The organism is Halonotius pteroides, assembly GCF_003605635.1.
Lineage (GTDB): Archaea > Halobacteriota > Halobacteria > Halobacteriales > Haloferacaceae > Halonotius > Halonotius pteroides.
Genome location: NZ_QMDW01000002.1, coordinates 169,503 through 190,281, shown reverse-complemented (window position 1 = coordinate 190,281; position 20,779 = coordinate 169,503). Strand labels below are relative to the sequence as shown.

The 20,779-nt window shown below is 61.0% G+C and carries 18 protein-coding genes; 10 read left to right on the top strand and 8 right to left on the bottom strand.

Features of this window, described 5'->3' with window-relative positions:
• Genes DP106_RS02370 through cheB form a run of 3 tightly spaced genes read right to left on the bottom strand, consistent with a single transcriptional unit; the run spans nt 1 to nt 4,141 of the window.
• Nucleotides 1-813: a CheR family methyltransferase gene (locus DP106_RS02370; protein ID WP_120083145.1), complete on the bottom strand. Its 813-nt coding sequence runs from the start codon at nt 811-813 to the stop codon at nt 1-3.
• Entirely contained in the window at nt 810-3,122 is a 2,313-nt protein-coding gene (locus DP106_RS02365) for a chemotaxis protein CheA (protein WP_120083143.1), read from the bottom strand. The genes DP106_RS02370 and DP106_RS02365 overlap by 4 nt, the downstream gene beginning before the upstream one ends.
• Nucleotides 3,122-4,141, bottom strand: coding sequence for a chemotaxis-specific protein-glutamate methyltransferase CheB (cheB, locus tag DP106_RS02360; RefSeq protein ID WP_205738866.1), 1,020 nt, complete (start codon nt 4,139-4,141; stop codon nt 3,122-3,124). Before cheB ends, DP106_RS02365 begins: the two co-directional genes overlap by 1 nt.
• A 245-nt stretch (nt 4,142-4,386) precedes the next feature.
• On the opposite strand from cheB, the gene DP106_RS02355 reads away from it, so the two are divergent.
• The 4 genes from DP106_RS02355 to DP106_RS02340 all read left to right on the top strand — a co-directional run bounded on the left by DP106_RS02355 (nt 4,387) and on the right by DP106_RS02340 (nt 6,722).
• Nucleotides 4,387-4,848, top strand: coding sequence for a chemotaxis protein CheW (locus DP106_RS02355; protein ID WP_120083141.1), 462 nt, complete (start codon nt 4,387-4,389; stop codon nt 4,846-4,848).
• 209 nt (nt 4,849-5,057) lie between these two features.
• Complete coding sequence (locus DP106_RS02350) at nt 5,058-5,678, top strand: DUF7504 family protein (protein WP_120083140.1); 621 nt, start codon at nt 5,058-5,060, stop codon at nt 5,676-5,678.
• Nucleotides 5,679-5,918: 240 nt separating this feature from the next.
• Nucleotides 5,919-6,239 (top strand): DUF5783 family protein, encoded by a 321-nt coding sequence (locus DP106_RS02345; RefSeq protein WP_120083138.1) that lies wholly within the window; start codon nt 5,919-5,921, stop codon nt 6,237-6,239.
• Nucleotides 6,240-6,362: 123 nt separating this feature from the next.
• Nucleotides 6,363-6,722 (top strand): NifU family protein, encoded by a 360-nt coding sequence (locus tag DP106_RS02340; RefSeq protein WP_120083137.1) that lies wholly within the window; start codon nt 6,363-6,365, stop codon nt 6,720-6,722.
• A gap of 114 nt (nt 6,723-6,836) precedes the next feature.
• Here the strand turns inward: DP106_RS02340 and DP106_RS02335 are convergent, their stop codons facing one another.
• Nucleotides 6,837-9,239 (bottom strand): DUF5059 domain-containing protein, encoded by a 2,403-nt coding sequence (locus DP106_RS02335; protein ID WP_120083135.1) that lies wholly within the window; start codon nt 9,237-9,239, stop codon nt 6,837-6,839.
• A gap of 155 nt (nt 9,240-9,394) precedes the next feature.
• Between DP106_RS02335 and DP106_RS02330 the strand changes: the two genes are divergently transcribed.
• Nucleotides 9,395-10,411 (top strand): DUF7551 domain-containing protein, encoded by a 1,017-nt coding sequence (locus tag DP106_RS02330; protein ID WP_133305088.1) that lies wholly within the window; start codon nt 9,395-9,397, stop codon nt 10,409-10,411.
• Nucleotides 10,412-10,460: 49 nt separating this feature from the next.
• Nucleotides 10,461-10,583 carry a hypothetical protein gene (locus DP106_RS16350; protein WP_276310049.1) on the top strand — a complete coding sequence of 41 codons (123 nt, stop codon included), beginning with the start codon at nt 10,461-10,463 and terminating at the stop codon, nt 10,581-10,583.
• A gap of 5 nt (nt 10,584-10,588) precedes the next feature.
• Here DP106_RS16350 and DP106_RS02320 read toward each other — a convergent pair whose 3' ends face one another.
• Nucleotides 10,589-11,707, bottom strand: a complete 1,119-nt coding sequence (locus DP106_RS02320; RefSeq protein ID WP_120083131.1) for a sulfite exporter TauE/SafE family protein — start codon at nt 11,705-11,707, stop codon at nt 10,589-10,591.
• A 141-nt stretch (nt 11,708-11,848) separates the two neighbouring features.
• Between DP106_RS02320 and DP106_RS02315 the strand changes: the two genes are divergently transcribed.
• Both DP106_RS02315 and DP106_RS02310 read left to right on the top strand, forming a co-directional pair.
• Entirely contained in the window at nt 11,849-12,031 is a 183-nt protein-coding gene (locus DP106_RS02315) for a hypothetical protein (RefSeq protein WP_133305087.1), read from the top strand.
• Nucleotides 12,032-12,136: 105 nt separating this feature from the next.
• The gene (locus tag DP106_RS02310; protein ID WP_120083127.1) at nt 12,137-13,183 is read left to right on the top strand and encodes an enolase-like domain-containing protein; all 1,047 of its coding nucleotides are present in this window, start codon (nt 12,137-12,139) and stop codon (nt 13,181-13,183) included.
• A 20-nt stretch (nt 13,184-13,203) separates the two neighbouring features.
• On the opposite strand, the gene DP106_RS02305 is transcribed toward DP106_RS02310, so the two are convergent.
• A complete protein-coding gene (locus DP106_RS02305; RefSeq protein ID WP_120083218.1) occupies nt 13,204-13,488 on the bottom strand; it encodes an amphi-Trp domain-containing protein in 285 nt (94 codons plus the stop codon).
• Nucleotides 13,489-13,594: 106 nt separating this feature from the next.
• Nucleotides 13,595-13,723: a hypothetical protein gene (locus tag DP106_RS16345; RefSeq protein ID WP_276310048.1), complete on the bottom strand. Its 129-nt coding sequence runs from the start codon at nt 13,721-13,723 to the stop codon at nt 13,595-13,597.
• On the opposite strand from DP106_RS16345, the gene DP106_RS02300 reads away from it, so the two are divergent.
• Together DP106_RS02300 and polC are read left to right on the top strand one after the other, a co-directional pair.
• Nucleotides 13,722-14,141, top strand: coding sequence for a PPC domain-containing DNA-binding protein (locus DP106_RS02300; protein ID WP_120083125.1), 420 nt, complete (start codon nt 13,722-13,724; stop codon nt 14,139-14,141). The genes DP106_RS16345 and DP106_RS02300 overlap by 2 nt on opposite strands.
• 107 nt (nt 14,142-14,248) lie before the next feature.
• Nucleotides 14,249-19,315, top strand: a complete 5,067-nt coding sequence (polC, locus tag DP106_RS02295) for a DNA polymerase II large subunit (RefSeq protein ID WP_120083216.1) — start codon at nt 14,249-14,251, stop codon at nt 19,313-19,315.
• Nucleotides 19,316-19,878: 563 nt separating this feature from the next.
• Here polC and DP106_RS02290 read toward each other — a convergent pair.
• Nucleotides 19,879-20,241, bottom strand: a complete 363-nt coding sequence (locus tag DP106_RS02290) for a hypothetical protein (protein WP_133305086.1) — start codon at nt 20,239-20,241, stop codon at nt 19,879-19,881.
• Between the last annotated feature and the right edge of the window lie 538 nt (nt 20,242-20,779).

Genomic DNA, 20,779 nt, shown 5'->3' with positions numbered 1-20,779 from the left:
CTACGGTGTGTATCGATAGATGCGGCAGCGTTTGTTGACCGGTTCGAACTCATCCCGCAACTCCTGTGGGATGGTTTCGGTCATCCCGATGACGAGATAGCTGCCATCCTGCATCGAGTCGGTCAGTGTTTCGAAGATCGGGATCTTGAACTCGCTGTCGATGTAGATCAGGAGGTTTCGACAGAAGACCAGATCACAGTTCCGCCGTGGGCCGTCTTGGATCAGGTCGTGGCGTTCGAACTGGATCGAATCGCGAACCGCCGGCTTGACGGTGAACGTGTCGTCCTCGACATCAACGTATGTCTCTGGGTCGTCAAGCAGACTGAGCTCCTCGCCGATATCAGTTGTCCGTGTCGTCTCGTAGGTGCCGGCGCGGGCACTTTCGAGGGCTTCGTCGCTGATATCGGTACCGACGATAGTGAGCCGACCGTCGTCTATCCGTCGATCATCGCGGGCTAGCATCGACACCGAGTACGGTTCTCGACCGTCGGCACACGGCGCGCTCCAGACCCGTACCCGACGGTGCTCATCGGTCAGATCGCGCAACACCGGCCGGAGGGCCTCCCACATCTCCTGGTTGCGGAAGAAGTTGGTGACATTGATGGTCAGCGAATCCATCAACGCCTCCTTCTCGCGGCTGTCCGACTGCAGTATCTCAAGGTAGTCGTCGTACGCCTCGACCTCTTGGCGTCGCATCCGAGCGGTGATCCGCCGATCGAGATAGTCCGGGTTGTAGTACTCCGGTTCGAAGTCGACCGCATCCTGAATATGGCGGATCACCCGACCAAACCCTTCGTCCTCGAACTGTCTCATAGCGTCACCACATCGAGGACAGCAACCACATCACCATCACCCAACACGGCCGTCCCGCTGAGCCCGGGGATCCCGCTGAGGACGCCCTCAAGCGGTTTGACGACGACCTCCTCCTGATCGATCACCTGATCGCAGTGAAGCGCGACCTTGCGGTGTTCCTCCCGAATCCGCAGCAACATCCCGTCGCCGTTGACGCTGCTCGGCTCGTCGAGTGCGTCGCTGAGTCGGAGGATCGGATAGATCTCGTCGTCGTGGTTGATGATCTCGTCGCCTTTGGTCGTCCGAATCTCGTCGGCGCGGGTGACCTCCGCGATATTCTTGACCGGGATGCCGTACTCGGTGCCGCCGACCTCGACGAACATGACCTTCACGATCGCCACGGTCACCGGCAGCCGGAGGGTGACGGTTGTTCCCTCACCGAGTTCGCTTTCGACGTTGACCGTCCCGTCAAGCTGTTTGACGGTGTTGTGGACAACATCCATCCCGACGCCGCGGCCGCTGACGTCGGTGACTTCCTCGGCCGTCGAGAAGCCCGGATGGAAGACGAGATCGTAGATCTCCGATTCCTCCATCCGTTCGAGCTCGCTTTCGGTTTTGACGCCTTTCTCGATGGCCTTCTGCTTGAGCATCTCCGGATCGAGCCCCGCGCCGTCGTCGGCGACCTCGATGTTGACGTGATCGCGGTCGCGGGTCGCTGTCAGCGAGACGTTGCCGGTCGGCGCTTTGCCCTTCTGTTCGCGTTCCTCCGGCGGCTCGATCCCGTGGTCGACGGCGTTGCGCAGCACGTGGATCAGGGGATCGCGGATCTCGGTGAGGATCGTCCGATCAAGCTCGATATCCTCGCCGGTGACGGTGAAGTTCACCTGTTTGCCGGTCTCCCGTGCCACGTCCCGCACTAGCCGCGGGAAGGTGTCGACGATCTTCGACAGCGGGATCAGCCGCATATCCATCGCCGTATCCTGGAGGTTGCCGGTGATCTTATCGAGCTCGTCGAGATTGTCGGAGTCGATGCCCTCTCGCTCCATCTCTCGTCGTAGCTTGATTCGACTCGTCACAAGCTGTTCGACGAGATTGTAGAGCTCGTCGAGTTGGTTGACATCGACACGCACCGACTGGATATCGGTATCGTCGGAGCTAGAACTGCTTGGCCCGGAGCGACCACCTGCATCAGGGCTGGATCGCCCGCTCTCGCTGTTGTCGCTGCTGTCACTGCTGTCGTCGGTATCGCTGTCAGCATCGCTGCTGGGATCGTCGCGTCCGGCGGTGTCGCTCTCGTCGTCGGCTGCTGTTGCAGGCTCCGTGTCGGCGTCGTCCGATTCCGCGGTCGGCTCCGCATCGGCGTCGACTGCCCCGCCGGCGGCGTCGACCGCCTCGGTGACTGTCATCGGATCGTCAACGTTTGGTGTCACCGGGCTGACGGAGGCAAACTCCACCTTGCCCAACTCGCCGAGAATCCCTTCGATCTCGCTGGCCGAGATATCGACGACGAAGACGTCAAACGTCTCATCGAAGTCGCCGTCCTCGATCATGTCCTGCTCCGGGTCGGTGCCGATCCGGTCGTAGCCCTCCTCGATCTCCTGCATGATGAAGATGGCTTCGACGCCCGGCATCTCGGTGTCACCGAGCCCGATCTCCGCCCGATACACCGCCTCGCTCGTCTCTAGTCTGGCGTCGGCGATCTCATCCGGGAGGTCATCGATAGCGATCGCTTCCGTCTCGTCGCCATCGGGATCGTCCGCTGGGTCATCGGCCGTGGCCTCGGGGTCTGTTTCGTCGTCGACTGCCTCGGCGGTGTCGCTATCGGCGTCGTCGACCGTCTCGTTGGCCGACTCCGTGGCCGCCTCGTCGCTGGCCATGTCGTCGGACTCATCGGCTGTGTCGTCGGCTGCTGTCGCTTCGTCATCGCTTTCCTCATCATTGTCGCCGACGCTGCCGGTCTCCATCTTCTCTCTGAGATCGGCCTCAACCCCGCTGGCGTCGATATCCGTTTCGCCGTCCTCGGCGATATCGCTCACCATCGCATCGAGATAGTCGACGGAGTCGAAAAGCAGATCCATCAGCTCGATGTCAACGTCGATGTCGCCCTCTCGGACTTCGTCCAGCAGATCCTCCATCTCGTGGGCCAGCTCACTGACCGACTCATACCCCATCGCTGAGGCATTCCCCTTCAGCGTGTGGGCGATCCGGAAGATCGAGTCCATCGCATCGTCGTCGTCGGGATCGGACTCCAGATCCAGCAGTGCGTTGTTCAGCTCGGTGATACCTTCCTCGCTTTCAGCCACGAAGGCCTTGCGGTGTGCGTCACTCATTATACCAGCTCCCTGATTGTTGTCGCAATGTCGTCGATATGGCAAACCTCATCAATACAGCCCGCCTCGATCGCGCGTTTCGGCATCCCGTAGATCACACAGCTTTCCTTGTTCTGTGCGATCGTTGTCGCGCCGGCGGCCTGCATCGCACAGATGCCCTCGGCGCCATCCGAGCCCATCCCGGTGAGGATGACCCCGGTCAGCGGATCGTCGATCTGCGCGGCGACCGACGTCATCGTCTCGTCGACGGCGGGTCGCACCGAGTGGCCGCGATCTGCCTCGATCAACTCGACGCGGATCCGCCCGTTGCTGTAGCCGGTGATCCCGAGATGGCTTCCGCCGCGGGCGACGACAGCCTCGCCGGCACCGATCCGCGCGCCGTCGGTGGCCTCTCGGACGGTGTACCGCGAGGCGTTATCCAGCCGATCGGCGAACCGCGCGGTGAACGCCTCCGGCATGTGTTGGACGATGATCACCCGACAGTCGCCGCCGGGCAACTCGCTCATCACCTGCTCGACAGCGTCGGGGCCGCCGGTCGAAGAGCCGATGACGACGGTGTGTTGATCCTCAAACCCCTCGATTTCTGCCGTCGCCGCGCCGCCAGGCCCTGGACTCGCCGGCTGACGTTGAGTGTCGGCGGCCTGCCGGCTGGCCTGTGTGAGGTCGGCGTCGGCGACCGACCGCAGCGTTGCCACAAGCTGGTCGGCGTGTTGGGAGACGCCCATTGATACCTCACCGCCGGGTTTTGAGAAGAAATCGACCGCGCCCTTCTCAAGAGCCTCAAAGGTCACCTCCGCGCCGTCCTCTGTGTGGGCGCTCAGCATGAGCACCGGTGTCGGGTGTTCCGCCATGATACGCTCGACGGCCTCGATGCCGTTCATTCGGGGCATCTCCAGATCCATCGTCACCGCATCCGGCTCCTCCTCAGCGATGACCTCTAGGGCCGCAGCGCCGTCTTTGGCCTCGCCGACAACGGGTACCCCGGCCTCATCGAGAAGGTCGGAGATCAGTCCGCGCATAAATCGGGAGTCGTCGACGACGACCGTCCGTGGCTTACGCACCGCTGTCACCTCCGGCCCACAGCTGGCGGGACGGCTCCTTGGTGACACCGAATCCGGCGGCTTCGCCCAGTGGCCTGCCTCGGGTCTCGCCCCTCATTGTTGTAGGTACTACAAAAAGGGCAAGAATAAAGCCACCGGCTCTCTCCGAATGAGTGATACGTTATTGGACAGAGTTAACTACCGGTACCCCGTCAATACCGCACATGTCCGAAAGTGAAGCCCAACCCGCTGATGCCGAGGCTGCCACGGGGGAGGCAACCAAAGTGCTGGAGTTCGGGCTCAGTGATGAAACGTACTGTCTTGATATCGGCGTGATCGACGAGATCGTCGACGCCGGTGATCTCACCCGTATCCCGAACTCGCCGCCACACGTCGAGGGTGTGATGGATCTTCGGGGTCGGACAACCTCGATTATCAACCCGAAGACGATCTTCGATATCGAGGAAGGCGGAACCCGCGAACGGATTATCGTCTTCGATCCCGATGCCATGGACGACCAGGCGACCGTCGCGTGGATCGTCGATGAGGTTTATCAGGTCACGGACGTCACCCCCGATGAGGTCGACGAGACGACGACCGCCGACGATGAAAACGTCCACGGCATCGTCAAAGACGAGGATCGCTTTGTCGTCTGGGTTGACCCCAACGTCGCCACCGCTGAGTAGCCGACCAGTTTCACCTGTGAGAATTTGAGGCCAATGTTTATTTGCCACTGTGAGACGTATCTATCTATGAGCGTCCCCGCCGTCTGTCACCGACTCGCCTCGCTTCTCGGGGGGGACACTCTCCGCACCCTGCCGAACGGCCGGATCTCCGTATCGGCTTCTCACCACGCGCCACGCCGCCCGGCTCGTCGGCGGCCCTGTCCGATCCAATGTCCGTAACCGAACTTCCCTTGGCCGATCGGCTCACCGATACGCCGAGTATCATCGTCGCTGGGCCACCGATGAGCGGAAAATATGAGCTTATGCATCGGATCTTCGGCGCGCGCACAGACCGTGCGCTTGTGTTGTCAACCGGCCATGACGCCCCGACCGTCCGCGAGGATTATGAGACACTCACCGGCCACGACGGCGACGCGATCGGCGTTGTCGACTGTGTCAGCCGCGAGCAGGGGTCAGACGTTGAGGATACGGAGCTGACAAAATATATTTCCTCGCCAAAGAACCTCACCGATCTAGGGGTAAAGTTTACCCAACTGACCGAGGCGATGGCCGACGATGACCTGACAGTTGGGCTGCACTCGCTGTCTCAACTTCTGATGTACTGGGAGGCCGACCGGATCTACCAGTTCACCCGTGTGTTGCTCGGACAGACGCAGAACGAACACTGGCCGACGATCGCGGTGATCAACGAAACAATGCACGACGAACAGACGATTCACACGCTGCTTGATCCGTTTGAGACCGTCGTCGACACCCGAACGGCTGATGATGGCCGCGAACTCCGCATCCGCGGTCGACTCTCCTCGCCGACACCGTGGCAACAGTTCTGACCCCCTGTTCGACTCGGCCCTGCGTCGTCGATTTTGATAGCCACGGAGCGACGTGTAGCTTGGCAGTCATCCTTCTGGCGGACTGAAAGCACGTTGAGGGTTTTCAACGGCTGCTGATAACGTCGGTCACGACACAGTCGTTCGGCACTCAGCCGCTTCCGAATCGGATTTGATATCGCATTATGTGGTTTATGACATTGAACCGCCCCGCTTTTTGGCCTCCTTCCCAACTATCAGCTAATGGTTGAGTTCGATCCCGAGAAGTTTGAGGACAAGTACGAACACTACTTTCCGCAGCTCCAGCGGGCCTACAAGAACGCGTTCAACACGATGAACGAGGCCTACGACTCGACGTTGATCCACGGCATCGATCAGCAGGTGCTCAACGAAAGCGAGCCGCTATACGATCCCGACGACGGGTTTAGGATCACGTTGCCAAACGATCCCTACGATCGGCTCACGGGTGTCGTCGTCGACCGCGAGACCTTCGAGGAGACGCTGGATCACTACACCGAGGAGATCGAAACCGAGCTCCGCCAGCTGTTCGAGTTGACAGAGTAAGCGCGTGTGCCGTCGGTCGAGATGCGAGACGGCGAACAGTGATAGGAGGCGTCCGCGGCGTGATCGCCCGCATCATTCCACCTGAACCAAAGGCCTAAGCCTGTTGCTATGCAACGAATCCGTATGAGTACAGACTCCGCATCGGCTGATTCCGAGCTTCAAGACCGCGTGGTGAACTTCCTGCGGCGCAACTTCCCGCAGATTCAGATGCACGGCGGCAACGCCGCGATTCAGCGTCTCGACGCCGAGACTGGCGAGGTTGAGATCCAACTCGGCGGTGCCTGTTCCGGCTGTGGCATCTCCCCGATGACGATCCAGGCGATCAAAAGCCGGATGGTCAAGGAGATCCCCGAGATCAACGAGGTACACGCCAACACCGGTCAGGGTGCCGAGCCGGATATGGGCGAAACAGAGGGCATGAGTCCTTCCTTCCCTGGTGAGGGTGGCGACGACAGCGACGAAGGCCCACAGGCTCCGTTCTAACGCTGTTTTTTGAGTAGGTGCGCGGTTTTCACCCTGTTCAGGTTTGGTGAGTACCCTCGCGGTTCCGGTAAATCACATACCACGATACAAAATCGTCTGCGCCGCGATTGATCCCTATTCGACGATGACCTTGCCGACCATTCCGGCGGCCTCGTGTGGGACACAGAGATACTCGTGTGTGCCGGCTGCCTCGAAGGTGTGGACGTACACCTGTTCCGAGCGGTGGAGAGCCCCCTTACCGTTCTCCCAGCCGTCTCTGGCGGCCATTTCGCTGTCGAACCCGCCGGAAGCCCAGTACTCTGCGTCGTCCGGGATCTTGTCCTCGTCGGCGACAACGTTGTGTGCGTCTCCAGCAGCGTACTTCCAGGCAACCGTCTCACCCTGCTGTACTGTCAGCTCCGCCGGCTCAAAGACGACGGCCTGTGCTTCAACGACGTGGTCGGCGTCGTCAGGAACGCCCTCGACAATGTTCGGCCCGCCCTCGTAGGCTGATTCCTCGGCCTCTCCTCCGTCATCAGCAGCCGCGGCGTCAACGGACGGCGCGGCGTCGACCGCGCCGGCGACAGCGAACCCACCGGTACGGGCCATCGCGGCATACCGCGCTACCGGCTCAGTGTCTCCTGACTCAAGGCCGGACTGATAAGAGTTAAGTGCGGCCTCAAAGCCCTCATAGGTATCATGATCGGCTTCTTCCAGTGCCTCGTGTACCTCGGCTTGTTCGAAGTGGGCGAAGGCATCACCCATCATCGCCGCAGCGGGTGCGGTTGCACCCCCAGATTCAGCGATCGCGTACGCGGAGGCGACGGCCTCGTCGTTGAACGCTTTTGCATTGGCGTACACGTCGCCGCCGTCGTCAACTGCTGTCTGAATCGCCCCGAGAGCGGCCTCAAATGACTCGTAGCGTTCCACATCGGCTGCCTCGATGGCCTCGTGATACCCGGCAGCCCCGTTCTCAAAGTGGGCGAAGGCGTCGCTGACGATCGTGCTCGCTCGGCTGGCATCCCCGAGGGCGGCGACGCCGGCGGCATCGAAGCCACGAGCCCCCATGTAACCGGCTTCCGCACCGCTTGCAAGCGCCGCGCTGTGTTCGGCTTCAAACTCGAGGAGCGCGTCACACACGCCCTGATGGTGGGTGTCGACCGCGCTGCTGTTGTCGTCTTCGTAGGCGGTGACGAGTGCGGTCAGGTGTTCCTCCTCGAAGGTTTCATACAGCGACTCGCTTGTGTCCTCAAGTGTTTCGTGGAAGTTCAGCTCGTTCGCCTCAAACCGCCCGAAGAGCCCCTCAGCGATCGTCGCCGCCGCGGCCGCTTCGCCCTGCCGGTAGCGTTCATACGCATCCGCAAAGCGAGCACGGAAAAATCCGGATTGCAGCAGCGGGGCGTCGCCGCCAGCAAGGCGCTTGATTCCGGTACGGAGATTTTCATCGATGGTTGCAACAGCGTCGTCGATCCCGCCGGTATCGCCGTCGTCGATCCTGGTCTGTAGCGATTCAAGTCCGGCCTCGAACGTTTCATAGGCGTCGCGGTCTGCCTCCTCTAGCGCTTCGTGTGTACGGGCCCCCTCAAAGTGAGCGAACACATCGCGTGCCATCGTCGCCGCTGTGTCGGTGCTGCCGTTGGCTGCGATCCAGTGTGCGTCGTAGGCGCGTGCACGATACAGGTTCAATGCGGCAGCGTGTGCGTAATCGGTACCGGGGCCACCGATTGTCGTCAGCGCGGCCGCATCCCAGCCCAACCCCTGTAGGGCAGCCATGTGGGCGGCGTCGGCGACGTTGGCGTTCGCGACCGCATGCAACCCCTGTGTTGCCGCCTCAAACGCGTCCGAACCGGCAGCTGAAGCGTCGGTTGCGTTTGCCGCCTCGGCAGCAGTTGCCGCCCGATCAAGAGCGTCGACAACCCCATCCGCAGCTTCAGTGTCAGCCGCAGCGATCATATCGTACAGCCCCTTTTGTTGGAATTTGGTTCCGATCTGGTTGTACTCAAGGCTGGCGTCGTCGTACGCCTCCGCGGCGAGAAGCACCTCAACGTCTTTGATATGTGCACCCATTACGAGCGCGGTAAGCTGTTTGACCGTCTCCTGGCCGGCGAGTGCGGCCTGCGCGCCGCGAAGCTGTTCATCAGCCGCTCTCATCGCATCGTGGGCCCCATCGAGATCATTGTCCGTAAGCGCGCTCCGGAGGTCGCCCAATGCGGTTTCGAACCCCTCGTAGTGCTCTTTGTCGGTTTCCTCAAGGGTCTCGTGAGCATTGTTCTGTCCTGACGCCATCTCAAACCGCTCAAAGATGTCGCCGACGACGCCTTCACCCGCAGCGTACTCCTCAGCGTGCCCAAGGATCACGGGATCACGGAGTCGGGTGCGGATCGCGTTCCATTCGGCAACGACGCCAAGGTCGGCCGCTGCGATCGACGCTTCGCCACCGCTGTCGGCCTGATTGTCGGTACTGCTACAGCCGGCGAGAGCCGCGCTTGCAAGTACTGTGCCTGTCGTCTGCAACAGCCGCCGTCGTGAGTGTGCCATAGAATTTAGGCCAACCTAAAACAATAAGAGTGTTACGAATTTTAGGCCGACCAAAACAACAGGGTTATGTGTTTTAGGCTAACCTAATAAATTACAGGCTATCCGTCGGTGCCCTCTCAGTTTCCGGGCTACCGATGGTAGCAGCGTGACTGACGATGCTTGGCCCCATGCTCCGTGACCTTCGCGCCCATATCGAATCGCTCGCAGTCGACGACGGCGAGTACACACTCGTCTGTAGTCGCCACGCCGAGCAGCCGGTGCCGGCTGCCGGGTTGTGGTTTCCGACCCGCCAGATCGCCCGGACAGCCGCACGTGCGACAACACAGTACCGCAACGCCCTCCGGCAGTACGATCCGACGCTCCCGCAACATGATATCGTTGTCTGTCAGGGCTACCCCTCGACAGTTGAGCCGCTTGCCGGGCAGTCACACACAGCGACGACCACCGCTGACGCGACGACATCCTCCACCGACGACGCAGATGACCACCCAACAGCAGATGGGTGTGACAGAGCCCCGTGGCGTTCTGCTACAACTGACCCCGCCTCGGGGGCGACGACAGCCACCCGTCCGCTCGTGCAGTTTTGCCATCATGTCGCCGCCGCGGTCTTCGAGACATTGGCTGCCGAGGGGTACGATACAGCCGAAACGGCTGTGATGGACGCCTATCTTGACCATGCCGAGGAGCAGTCGACAGCTGACGGCCTCTGTCTTCGACTACTGGAAAGTATGGCGACAGTGTTGTCGACCCGGCTGTCTCCTTGCGACCAGGCCGCGGTGATGGCGGCGGCTGCCGATCGGCTGCCATCCGCTGCCGACGCCACCGCCACAGAGACCAACGTGACCACGGTGACAGCGGTGTTTGACCGGCTTCAGGAACAGGGGGTTGTTGGGGCGTACCATGACTCCCCGTGGCTCCAGCACCGATCAACCGGGACGCGGGCCGTACTCATCGCGGTTGCCGGCTACGCGTTTTCGCCGTACGGCGGCCAGCTACCGACATTACCGGTCGTGATCGAGTTGTACCGGATGGCTACCGACTGGCAGCCGGTTGCGGTCGATGTTGCGACACGCCCAACAGGTTGGCGGTTTCGCGTTGTCCCAGTCGGTGAAGCCGCACCTCGCGGCCTGGTGAGTGCGTCGGTTGCCGACGATGCGCCGGGGTGTCCGTGATGGGATCCATTCCTCACCCCGCTGTCAGTCACAAACCGGGGTGTCACCGGTGAACCGAACCACACCACGTCGCCGCCGGCTGTCGCTGTGGGCGACGCTGTATCTGGCACTCACCGACGCAACGACCGACGACGAGTCGGATACCACAGCGCAATCGCCTGACCGGCGGTAACACGCCTACAGCAGGCCGCCGGTGGCCATCACGAACAGCGCGGTCGCGATGATCGCAAACAGCACGCCGACGCCCCCTTTAAGAATCTGCGTGTCGAGTGTTGAGGAGATATACGGGGCGATCTGCCCGCCGGTGACCGTTGCCGGCACCGTCCAGACAACCATATTCCACGGCGTTGAGGCGAGGTCGATCGCGTGGCCGCCGACCAGCCCGCCGCCGAAGACGTGTACCAGCGAGGCCAACACGGCGGTCATCGCGACGACGATGTGGTTGGTGCCGATCGCGATCCGGACGGGCACCGAGGTTCGCAGCATCGAGATGATTCCTAGCTCGCCGATGCCGAAGCCGGCCAGCCCCTGGAAGACGCCGCCGATACTGTAGTTGGCAAACCGTTCGAGATAGCCGCCGCGGTTGTAGTTGTAATCCGAGCCGCCGCGATCGACACGGGTGACGACGCCCTCGTCGTCGGTTTCAACACCGGCTGAGCCGGGCTTGGCGTCATCGTCCGGGAGTGCCTCCCCGCCGTCGGCCTCAACGCCTGCTGTCCCGGCGTCAGCCCCGCCTGGCTCCTCGTGGCCCAGATCGATCTTAAACAGCATCACCGATGCCGTCAGCAACGCGATCCCCAACAGCAGCTGGAAGATCGGTTCGGGGATCACAAACGACAGCAGCGCGCCGCCGACAACGAACGGGATCGACCCGCCGACGAGCGTGACAGCCAGCCGCCGATCGACCAACCCGTGTTGGATAAACGCTAAAGCGGAGCTTGAAAGCCCAAAGGACTCGCTGATCAGGCCGACCTTGACAATCGTCTCCGGCGACAGCGGTGGCTCTGTCAGCGTTTCCGGGGAGAGCCGCACCGCCAACACCGGATACAGGAAGATCAGAAACGGCACGAACAACGCCGAGCCGCTGATCCCCACCGTGTTGACGATGGTGGCACCAAGGAGAAACACCGGGAACAGCCACCAAAACTCCAGCCAGTAGCCCTCCCCGGCGGCCGACGGTAGTGGCGCGGCGAGGATGACCCCGACGACGAACGCCAGCGGGGCGAGAAACACGAAGAGGTACTGATACTCCAGAAATGTCCGCTGTGCGCGCGCCGACGATAAAGGCGAACTCATTGCAATTGCGGCGCATTTTATGATTCGATACTAAATACTTTGCCGTTCAGCAAAATCGCGTTGCTAATCATGATGAATGATTGCGACTGCTCGTATTCTACAGTAACATTTATGATCAACTTCGTGCTACACCGTCTCACGATGAGTGTCGATACTGGGCAGCTTGACAGTGACGCACAGGCCCGTGAGCAAGAGTCGCCGTCGGCTGTCGAGCCACCTACTGATGCCACCGGCCTCCGTGGCCGGCTCAAACGGCATTTCGAGCAGTGGGCGCGGCTGTACGTCGACCAGCGCGTCGCTGTCCGCACCGGCGTCGACCGGTAGTGTCTCGCTGTTTCTCCGCGCTCTGTTCTGTCTCGGCCCGATTTGTACGGATGTCGACGCGTAATCGATCCCAACCCGTTTGCTGGTCGCCCCTCAACTGAGGGTATGACAGTCGCCGAGGTACTCGAGTGTCCGGTGTCGATCACGTCGCTGTCGACCGAGCGACACGAACGCGAGACCCCACAGTTCACCCGGGTGACAACCGAGATCGCCCTGTCGGGCGACGGCAAGATGGGTCGCGGCGAGGATGTGACCTACGAGGCCGACGCCCACGACGACCTCGCAGATGCGGGGCTGCCGGATCTCACCGGCGAGTACACCCTTGCTGAGTTCTCCGAGCGGGTCGCCGATACCCCCCTGTTTCCCTCGCCGCCGGAACGGGCGGTCTCCCGACACTACCGGCAGTGGGCGATCGAATCGGCCGCCCTCGATCTTGCGTTGCGACAGCAGGAGACCGATCTCGCCACGCTGCTTGATCGTCGCCGCGAGCCGGTTCGGTTCGTCGCGAGCATGCGGCTCGGCGACCCCCCGACGACCAATCGGATCGACACGCTCCGCGAGCGGGCCCCCGGCGTCGAGTTCAAACTCGATCCAACGCAAGCGTGGGATGACACCCTCGTTGCAACGCTGGCCGACACCGACCGCGTTCGGATTCTCGACCTCAAAGGCCACTACGAGGGTACCGATGTCGACTCGCCGGCCGATCCCGAGCTTTACGAGCGGATCATCGAGGGGTTTCCCGAGGCGATCATCGAAGACCCCGCGCTGACCGACGAGACGCGGCCGCTGTTCGAGACCGACGGCGTCCGGAGCCGCGTTTCCTGGGATGAACCGATCGAGAGCCTCGGCGACGTGAAATCGCTGCCGTGGGAACCCGACTGGCTCAACATCAAACCCTCACGGTTCGGCAGTCTCGAATCACTGCTTGAGACGCTAACCTACTGTGACAAACAGGGGATCCGCTGCTACGGCGGCGGGCAGTTCGAACTCGGTGTCGGTCGCGGACAACTCCAACTGCTGGCGTCGCTGTTCTACCCTGACGGCCCCAACGACATTGCCCCGCGGGCCTACAATGAGCCGGCGGTTGGGGAGTCGTTGCCGACGAGTCCGCTCACCCCGCCAGTGACGCCGGTGGGCTTTCGCTGGGCGTAGCCGCTCGCGTCGGTGGTCGCTTACTCAACCTGCGGAGCGGTGTCGTCCGGTCGTCCAGGAAGTTCGATCTCCAGTTCGAGTTCTGGATCATCCATCCCCTCAAAATCGATCTCGACTTCCACCGGCTCACCGAAAGCGAACGGAAGTTCCCACTCCTCGTCGGTGATCGTGATCTCGTCGCTATCGCGGAGCTGTTCGCCGACCGCGATCAGAAACCCGCCGGTCTCGGTGGCCGACAGCCGGTAGGTCTGTTCGAAGTTGCGGCCGGTGCGGATGGTTGTTTGCTCATCGCTGTCGTTGGTCATTTCCTCATCGCCAGCCGCTTCGTTGTCGGCGGTCGCTTCGGTGTCATCTCTGTCGCTGTCTGTGGTGGGCATGTGTGCGTGTGTCTTCTCGTGGTGCAGTGATAGATCACTTCTGCATCCTGGTATGTGTACGCATGACGTGTCCTGTTTGTTGGTTGCCGCCGCTGGCGTGGCTGGTGGCGGCCACCATCGACAACTGAACCTTTTTGCCCTCCAGCACCGATGATGGTTCCATGAACTACCGCGAGGTCACCGTCACCGGCGAGTACGTCGCTCGACTCGAAACGGGGGCGGACTGGCGGGCTGAGATCGAATCACTCGCCAGCGAGGTCGACGCCGCGGCCGGCTGGTTTTCCGCGATCGGCTCCGTCGAAGATGCCGAAGTCTGGTTTTACGATCAGGATGACGGCGAGTACCAGTCGGTCGACTTCGAGGAACCGCTGGAGGTCGCCGCCTGCGTCGGCAATGTCGGCTTACTCGACGGCGAACTGTTCGCTCACACCCACGCCGTGCTCTCCCGGCGAAGCGGACAGGCACTCGCCGGCCACATCAACACGGCGACGGTCTTCGTGGGCGAGCTCTACTTCCGGGCTTTCGAGGAACCGCTGACGCGAGAGTACGACGAGACGACGGCACTGGATCTCTGGTTGTGAGCGAAACGAGTGATCCGGACGGCGACGGCGATAGTGACATTCCCGAGAGCGACGCAGGTGACGCCGGCGACGAGAGCCGCGAGGCCGGTGAGTCCAACCGCACACCGATGCGGCCGGAAGACGAGCAGTATTTCGACCGCCTCGAAGCAGGTCTCGACGAGGCGATGACTGTTGCCGAACGCGCCAAGGGCCAGGGCAAGGATCCCGAACCCGAAGTCGAGATCCCGATCGCTCAAGACATGGCTGATCGCGTCGAGAACATCCTCGGCATCCCCGGCGTCGCCGAACGCGTCCGCGAACTCGAAGGCGAGATGTCCCGCGAGGAGGCCGCCCTCGAACTCGCCAAGGACTTCGCGGAGGGCCGCGTCGGCGACTATGAAGGCAAGGCCGGCAAGATCGAAGGCGCGGTTAGAACCGCTGTCGCCCTCCTCACAGAGGGGGTCGTTGCTGCCCCGATAGAGGGGATCGACCGCGTCGAACTGTTGGAAAACGACGATGGCACCGAGTTCGTCAACGTCTACTACGCTGGACCGATCCGCTCGGCGGGCGGCACCGCCCAGGCCCTCTCGGTGCTGGTCGCCGACTACACCCGGAGCATCCTCGGCCTCGCCGAATACAAGGGCCGAGACGACGAGATCGAACGCTACGTCGAGGAGATCAACCTCTACGACAAGGAGACCGGTCTTCAGTACTCGCCGAAGGACACGGAGAGCCGGTTTATCGCCACCAACATGCCGATCATGCTCGACGGCGAGGCGACCGGCGACGAGGAGGTTTCGGGCTACCGCGATCTCGACCGCATCGACACCAACTCCGCCCGTGGTGGGATGTGCCTCGTCGCCGCCGAGGGGATCGCGCTGAAAGCTCCAAAGATCCAACGCTACACCCGTCAACTCGATGAGGTCGAGTGGCCGTGGCTGCAGGATCTGATCGACGGCACCATCGGCAAAGACAGCGACGACCCAGCCGATTCCGACGATGACGGCAGTGACAGCGACGAGGATGCTGCCGACGACAGCGACGCCGACGACGCCGAAGGCGATGCTGACGACCCCGCAGTCGATGCCCCCGCCGGCCCGCCGCGCGTCGAACCGAAATCGAAGTACCTGCTCGATCTGATCGCCGGCCGGCCCGTCTTCGGCCATCCGTCTGAGGCCGGTGGGTTCCGGCTTCGATACGGCCGAGCGCGAAACCTCGGCTTTGCGACCGCGGGCGTCCACCCGGCGACGATGCACATCATCGACGATTTTCTGGCGACGGGCACCCAAATCAAAACCGAACGACCGGGCAAAGCCGCCGGGGTTATTCCGGTCGACTCCATCGAGGGGCCGACCGTCCGGCTGGCGACCGGCGAGGTGCGGCGGATCGACGACCCCGAGGAGGCACTCGAACTCCGCAACGGCGTCGAGAAGATCCTCGATCTCGGCGAATACCTCGTCAACTACGGCGAGTTCGTCGAGAACAACCACCCGCTCGCGCCCGCCGCGTACGCGCCCGAATGGTGGGTACAGGAGTTCGACGACGCTGGCGCGGACGTGCAGGCCCTCGAGGACGACCCACGAGTCGACCTTGAGAACCCCTCGGCTGCCGAAGCCATCGAGTGGGCCACCGAGTACGACTGCCCGCTGCACCCGACGTACACCTACCTCTGGCACGATATCTCGGTCGACGATTTCGAGGCGCTGGCCGCGGCGGTCGCCGACGCCGAAACCGAGGATGGCCATCTCGTCGTCGAGCGTACCGGGTCGGTTCGGGAGACGCTGGAAACGCTGCTCGTCGGCCACCACCAATGCGAGGAGACCATCGCAATCCCCGACTGGAAACCGCTCGCACTGTCGCTCGGCCTTGACGACGATCTGACGAAACTGTGGGACGACCTCTCAGCGGCAGCCCGCGAGTCCGACGGCGGCGACAACGCGATCAAGGCGGTCAACGAGGCTGCGCCATTCGAGATCCGGGAGCGTGCCCCGACCCGGATCGGCGCGCGGATGGGCCGCCCCGAGAAATCCGAAAAGCGCGACCTTTCGCCGGCCGTCCACACGCTGTTCCCGATCACCGAAGCCGGCGGCAATCAGCGCGATGTTGCCAAGGCTGCGACGACGATGAATGAACAGGGTCGCCGCGGCGTCCACGACATGCAGATCGGCCAACGGCGGTGTCCCGACTGCGACGCTGCGACGTTCAAACTCCAGTGTCCAGACTGCGGCAGCCACACCGAACCCCACTACGAATGCGAGGACTGCGAGATCGTCTGTGAGCCCGATGAGGCCGGCCGCGTTGAATGCCCGAGCTGTGGCCGCGAGGTTGACGCCGCCGGCTGGGAGACCGTCGATCTCAACGCCGAGTACCACGACGCGCTCGACGAGATCAACGAACGCGAAGGCAACTTCGAGATCCTGAAAGGCGTCAAGGGGCTGTCATCAGCGAACAAGACGCCCGAACCGATGGAGAAAGGGATTCTCCGGGCAAAACACGGTGTCTCCTCATTTAAGGACGGCACCGTCCGCTACGACATGACCGACCTCCCGGTTACGGCGGTCAAACCTGAGGAGTTGGACGTGACCGCCGATCACTTCCGCGGCCTCGGCTACGAGACCGACATCGACGGCGACCCGCTGCGGCACGACGATCAGGTGGTCGAACTCAAGGTACAGGATATCGTTCTCTCGGATGGCGCGGCCGAACACATGATCAAGACGGCCGACTTCGTCGACGACCTCTTAGAGCGGTTCTACGGGCTGCCGGCGTTCTACGATATCGACGACCGCGACGACCTTGTCGGCGAACTCGTTTTCGGGATGGCCCCGCATACGAGTGCCGCAGTTGTCGGCCGTGTGATCGGATTTACGAGTGCGGCTGTCGGCTACGCGCATCCGTACTTTCACGCCGCGAAACGCCGGAACTGTTTCCACCCCGAAACGAAACTCTGGCTCGAAGACGAGGCTGGCGAGTGGCACCACGAAACGATCCGAGCGGTTGTTGAAGACCGCTTAGATGATCCCCGCGAGGACGACTTCGGAACGCTGATCGAGGAGATCGACGGCGCGGTTTCGGTGCCCAGTATCGACGAAAACGGGTCGCTCGTGACGAAGCCGGTTGAAGCTCTCTCGAAGCATCCCGCGCCCGATCACATGGTTGAGATCGAAACCCGGAGCGGGCGGGAACTCACCGTGACACCGGATCATGAGATGCAGGTCTTCGCGGACGGCGAACGGCGAACGAAGCGTGCCAGCGAGCTTACCTCGGCGGATTCGCTCATCACACCCGAGCATCTCGATACCGTGCAGCCGTCCGCGGAGCCACAGCGGTTCGATCTGTTAGCGGAGTTCATCCGAGCCGATACTGTCGACAACGAGCGGTTGATGATCAAAGGCATCGAGAAGGACACGCTCTATGATCTCTTTGAGACGAAACTGGCCGCCGACTGGGACGGGCAGTTCTACCCGCTAAAGCATACAGCCGGGTACTTCGAGATGTCGCACAAAACGCTGAGCAACTATCTCTACCGAGGGAGCGTGCCGGCGCATATCCTGCTGGAACTGTGCGACTCGGTCGAGGCCGTTCTCGACTTCGTCCCCGATGACGTGACGCTTGGCATGAAACGGGATTCCGCTGAAATGAACCGCATGGTGGATCTCACCGAAGACGTTGCGACGCTGCTGGGATACTATGCCGCAGAGGGATTCGCCCGCGAACAGGAGACACCGAAGGGGACGATCCACCAGACGACGATCTGCGGGACAGAGACGGAAGCGCGTGAATTCTACATTGAGGTGTTCGAGCGAGAGTTCGGCGTCGAGCCGTACCGCGAGAACGACGCGAAAGTGACCGTCTCGGGGCGGTTGCCGCGGACGTTCTTCGATACGGTGTTAGACGCGGGTATCTTCGCGGAGACGAAGCGCGTGCCACAGTGTATTTTCAACGCGCCGAAGCCGATTATCTCGGCATACCTCAGTGGCTATTTCAGCGGTGACGGATCCGTCGACGCACGGGCACTCAAAGTAGACGCCACGACAGTAAGCCGAGAATTGAAAGAGGATCTGCTGGCACTACTCAGTCGACTCGGAATCATGGGTCGCGTGACAACGAAGGATCCGGTTGCGTTATCCAAAAAGTTCCCCGAGTTCTACGACGAAGACGATCCGGCGGAGTCCGCCGGGAGCTATGTCGTCAAAATCAGCTCACAGGATGCTGCCGCCTTTGCAGAGCAGGTCGGTTTCCACCTGACTCGAAAAGACGAGCAACTCCAGACGCAAGCCGAATCGATCGCACCGAGACAGCGAGAGGTATTCGATGGGGGCAGTGGCGAATATCTGGTCGACCCAGTCAACTCGATGGAGTACGTCGAGGCAGAGACAGCATACACCTACAATCTCACCGTTGCTGACACCCATTCACTTATCGTGAATGATATGTCAGAAGATCAATGTGATGGTGACGAGGACTGCGTCATGCTGCTGATGGACGGTCTTTTGAACTTTTCTCGACAGTTCTTACCCGATCAGCGCGGCGGCCGCATGGACGCGCCTTTGGTCATGTCCTCGCGGGTCGATCCCACCGAGATCGACGACGAGGCCCACAACATGGATATCGTCTCGAACTATCCACGCGAATTCTACGAGGCGACCCGCGAGATGGCCGACCCCGAAGCCGTCGACATCACGACCGGTGAGGACACCCTCGATACGACCGAACAGTACCACGGTTTCGAGCATACCCACTCGACGACGAATATCCATATGGGGCCAAGTCTCTCAGCGTACAAGACGCTGGATTCGATGATGGATAAGATGGATGCCCAACTGGAGTTGGCGCGGAAGCTCCGGGCGGTCGACGAAACCGACGTCGCCGAACGGGTCATCGAGTATCATTTCCTGCCCGATCTGATCGGCAACCTCCGGGCGTTCTCCCGGCAGGAAACCCGGTGTCTCGACTGCGGAGAGAGCTACCGCCGAATGCCGCTGTCGGGGGACTGCCGGGAGTGCGGCGGTCGTGTCAACCTCACCGTTCACGAGGGATCGGTCAACAAGTACATGGATACCGCCATCGCGGTCGCTGATCGGTTCGGCTGTCGAGAGTACACCAAACAACGACTTCGCATTCTTGAGCGTTCCTTGGAATCAATCTTCGAGAATGATAAAAACAAACAAAGCGGGATCGCGGACTTCATGTGAGGCTGTTCGGGTCGGCAAGTACTGTGCTGCGGTTATTCGGTTGACTGCCACCGAAAGCGGCGGAAAACCTGGAGCTGATGTGTGTATCTAAAAGCACGATCAGTTTTTTAGCTATCCACGCGATTTATGTCGGCAGAAAGTCACTGATTAGTATGGATGTGGTCAGACAGTATGTGTTCCGTACGCCAGATGGGCGAAAGAAGTCATTCCCCTCTCTTTTATTATCGGCTTTTTCGCTCCTTGCGTGGGGTTATTTTTCGATTGGACACGACGGCTCACATACGCTTCTGTTTATGAGCATCGGGTTTGGTCTTGTTGGGCTCGCTGAATCGCTGCCTCCGAGTCAACGGCGCTCAGCGGGGATCCTTCGAATAGTAGCCGTTGGTACGATGGTTCTCCTTTTTTGCTTGCTTGCAGTGAGTCCAGAATTGATAGTAGGATAGTCGAAAGCGTCCGGGCCATACCGCAAGTAATCTGACCGAAATTGATCAAAACAGTGCTGTGTGTGAATACCCGCTACAACCTGTGTTAGCTCAGCGAGACCATCCCGCCCACAACGACAACTACCGCGGGCTGTCTCCCCACAGTTGGTGTTCGATCCGGGCGATGTAGCCGAGGCTGAGACAGGTTGCATGGATGACCCAGAGGGTGAGGCCGACAACCAGCAGCGCGGCACTCGTATAGAGCATCACGCGGGCGACGACAAACGAGAAGAGATTTAGGCCAAAGGAAAGCCCGACTGCGACGAGGCCACCGATGATGAACGTACCGCCGTAGAGGAGTAACGTATCCGAATTCGGATTTGCCTTTAGCTGCTCCGAGAAGTACGTTTCAGCTATCCAGTGCTGTATGTATGCCGAAGTTGATACTGTGTCCTCAATGTTGTCGCTCCCCCCCGATCTATCCGCATTAGCTTGCTGTCGCACTCTGAACCCCCAGTTAGATAGATAGTTATGTTCCGCGTGTAAAAACGATTGTACTATCGATTTGATAGGTGCAGTCGTTCCACCGTCGCTGACAGCCACAGCAGATGGCAGAATCAGTGTAATAACCGAATAGCAACGTACAGCAACTCCATGCTGCTCGTCATAACTGAGAGATGTAGAGTGGGAAGTACGTACTACTTCCCGACCTGTTCCGGGCAGGCGTGTTCGACAGTCGCCGTCGTTGACACGGCGACACCTGTTGATTCCGACGTGTGATATAAATAAGTGGTGTTCAGAATATCAAATCAAATAATGCAATACAGCCAACACGAATTGATCTCAGATACCTACGTCTGAGGATTCGAACCGCCGACGTGGGAAATTATCTTCTCTGAGACTTTCACGGATAGTTTTATCACCAATCACACCCACATAGTTGATACCGTCTGACCTCTTCCGGGCAGGCGGAAACCGCCACCTTTCCGGGCAGGCGGTTTGAACAGTCAACACACGTTGACACTGGTTTGGTATCGCCTGA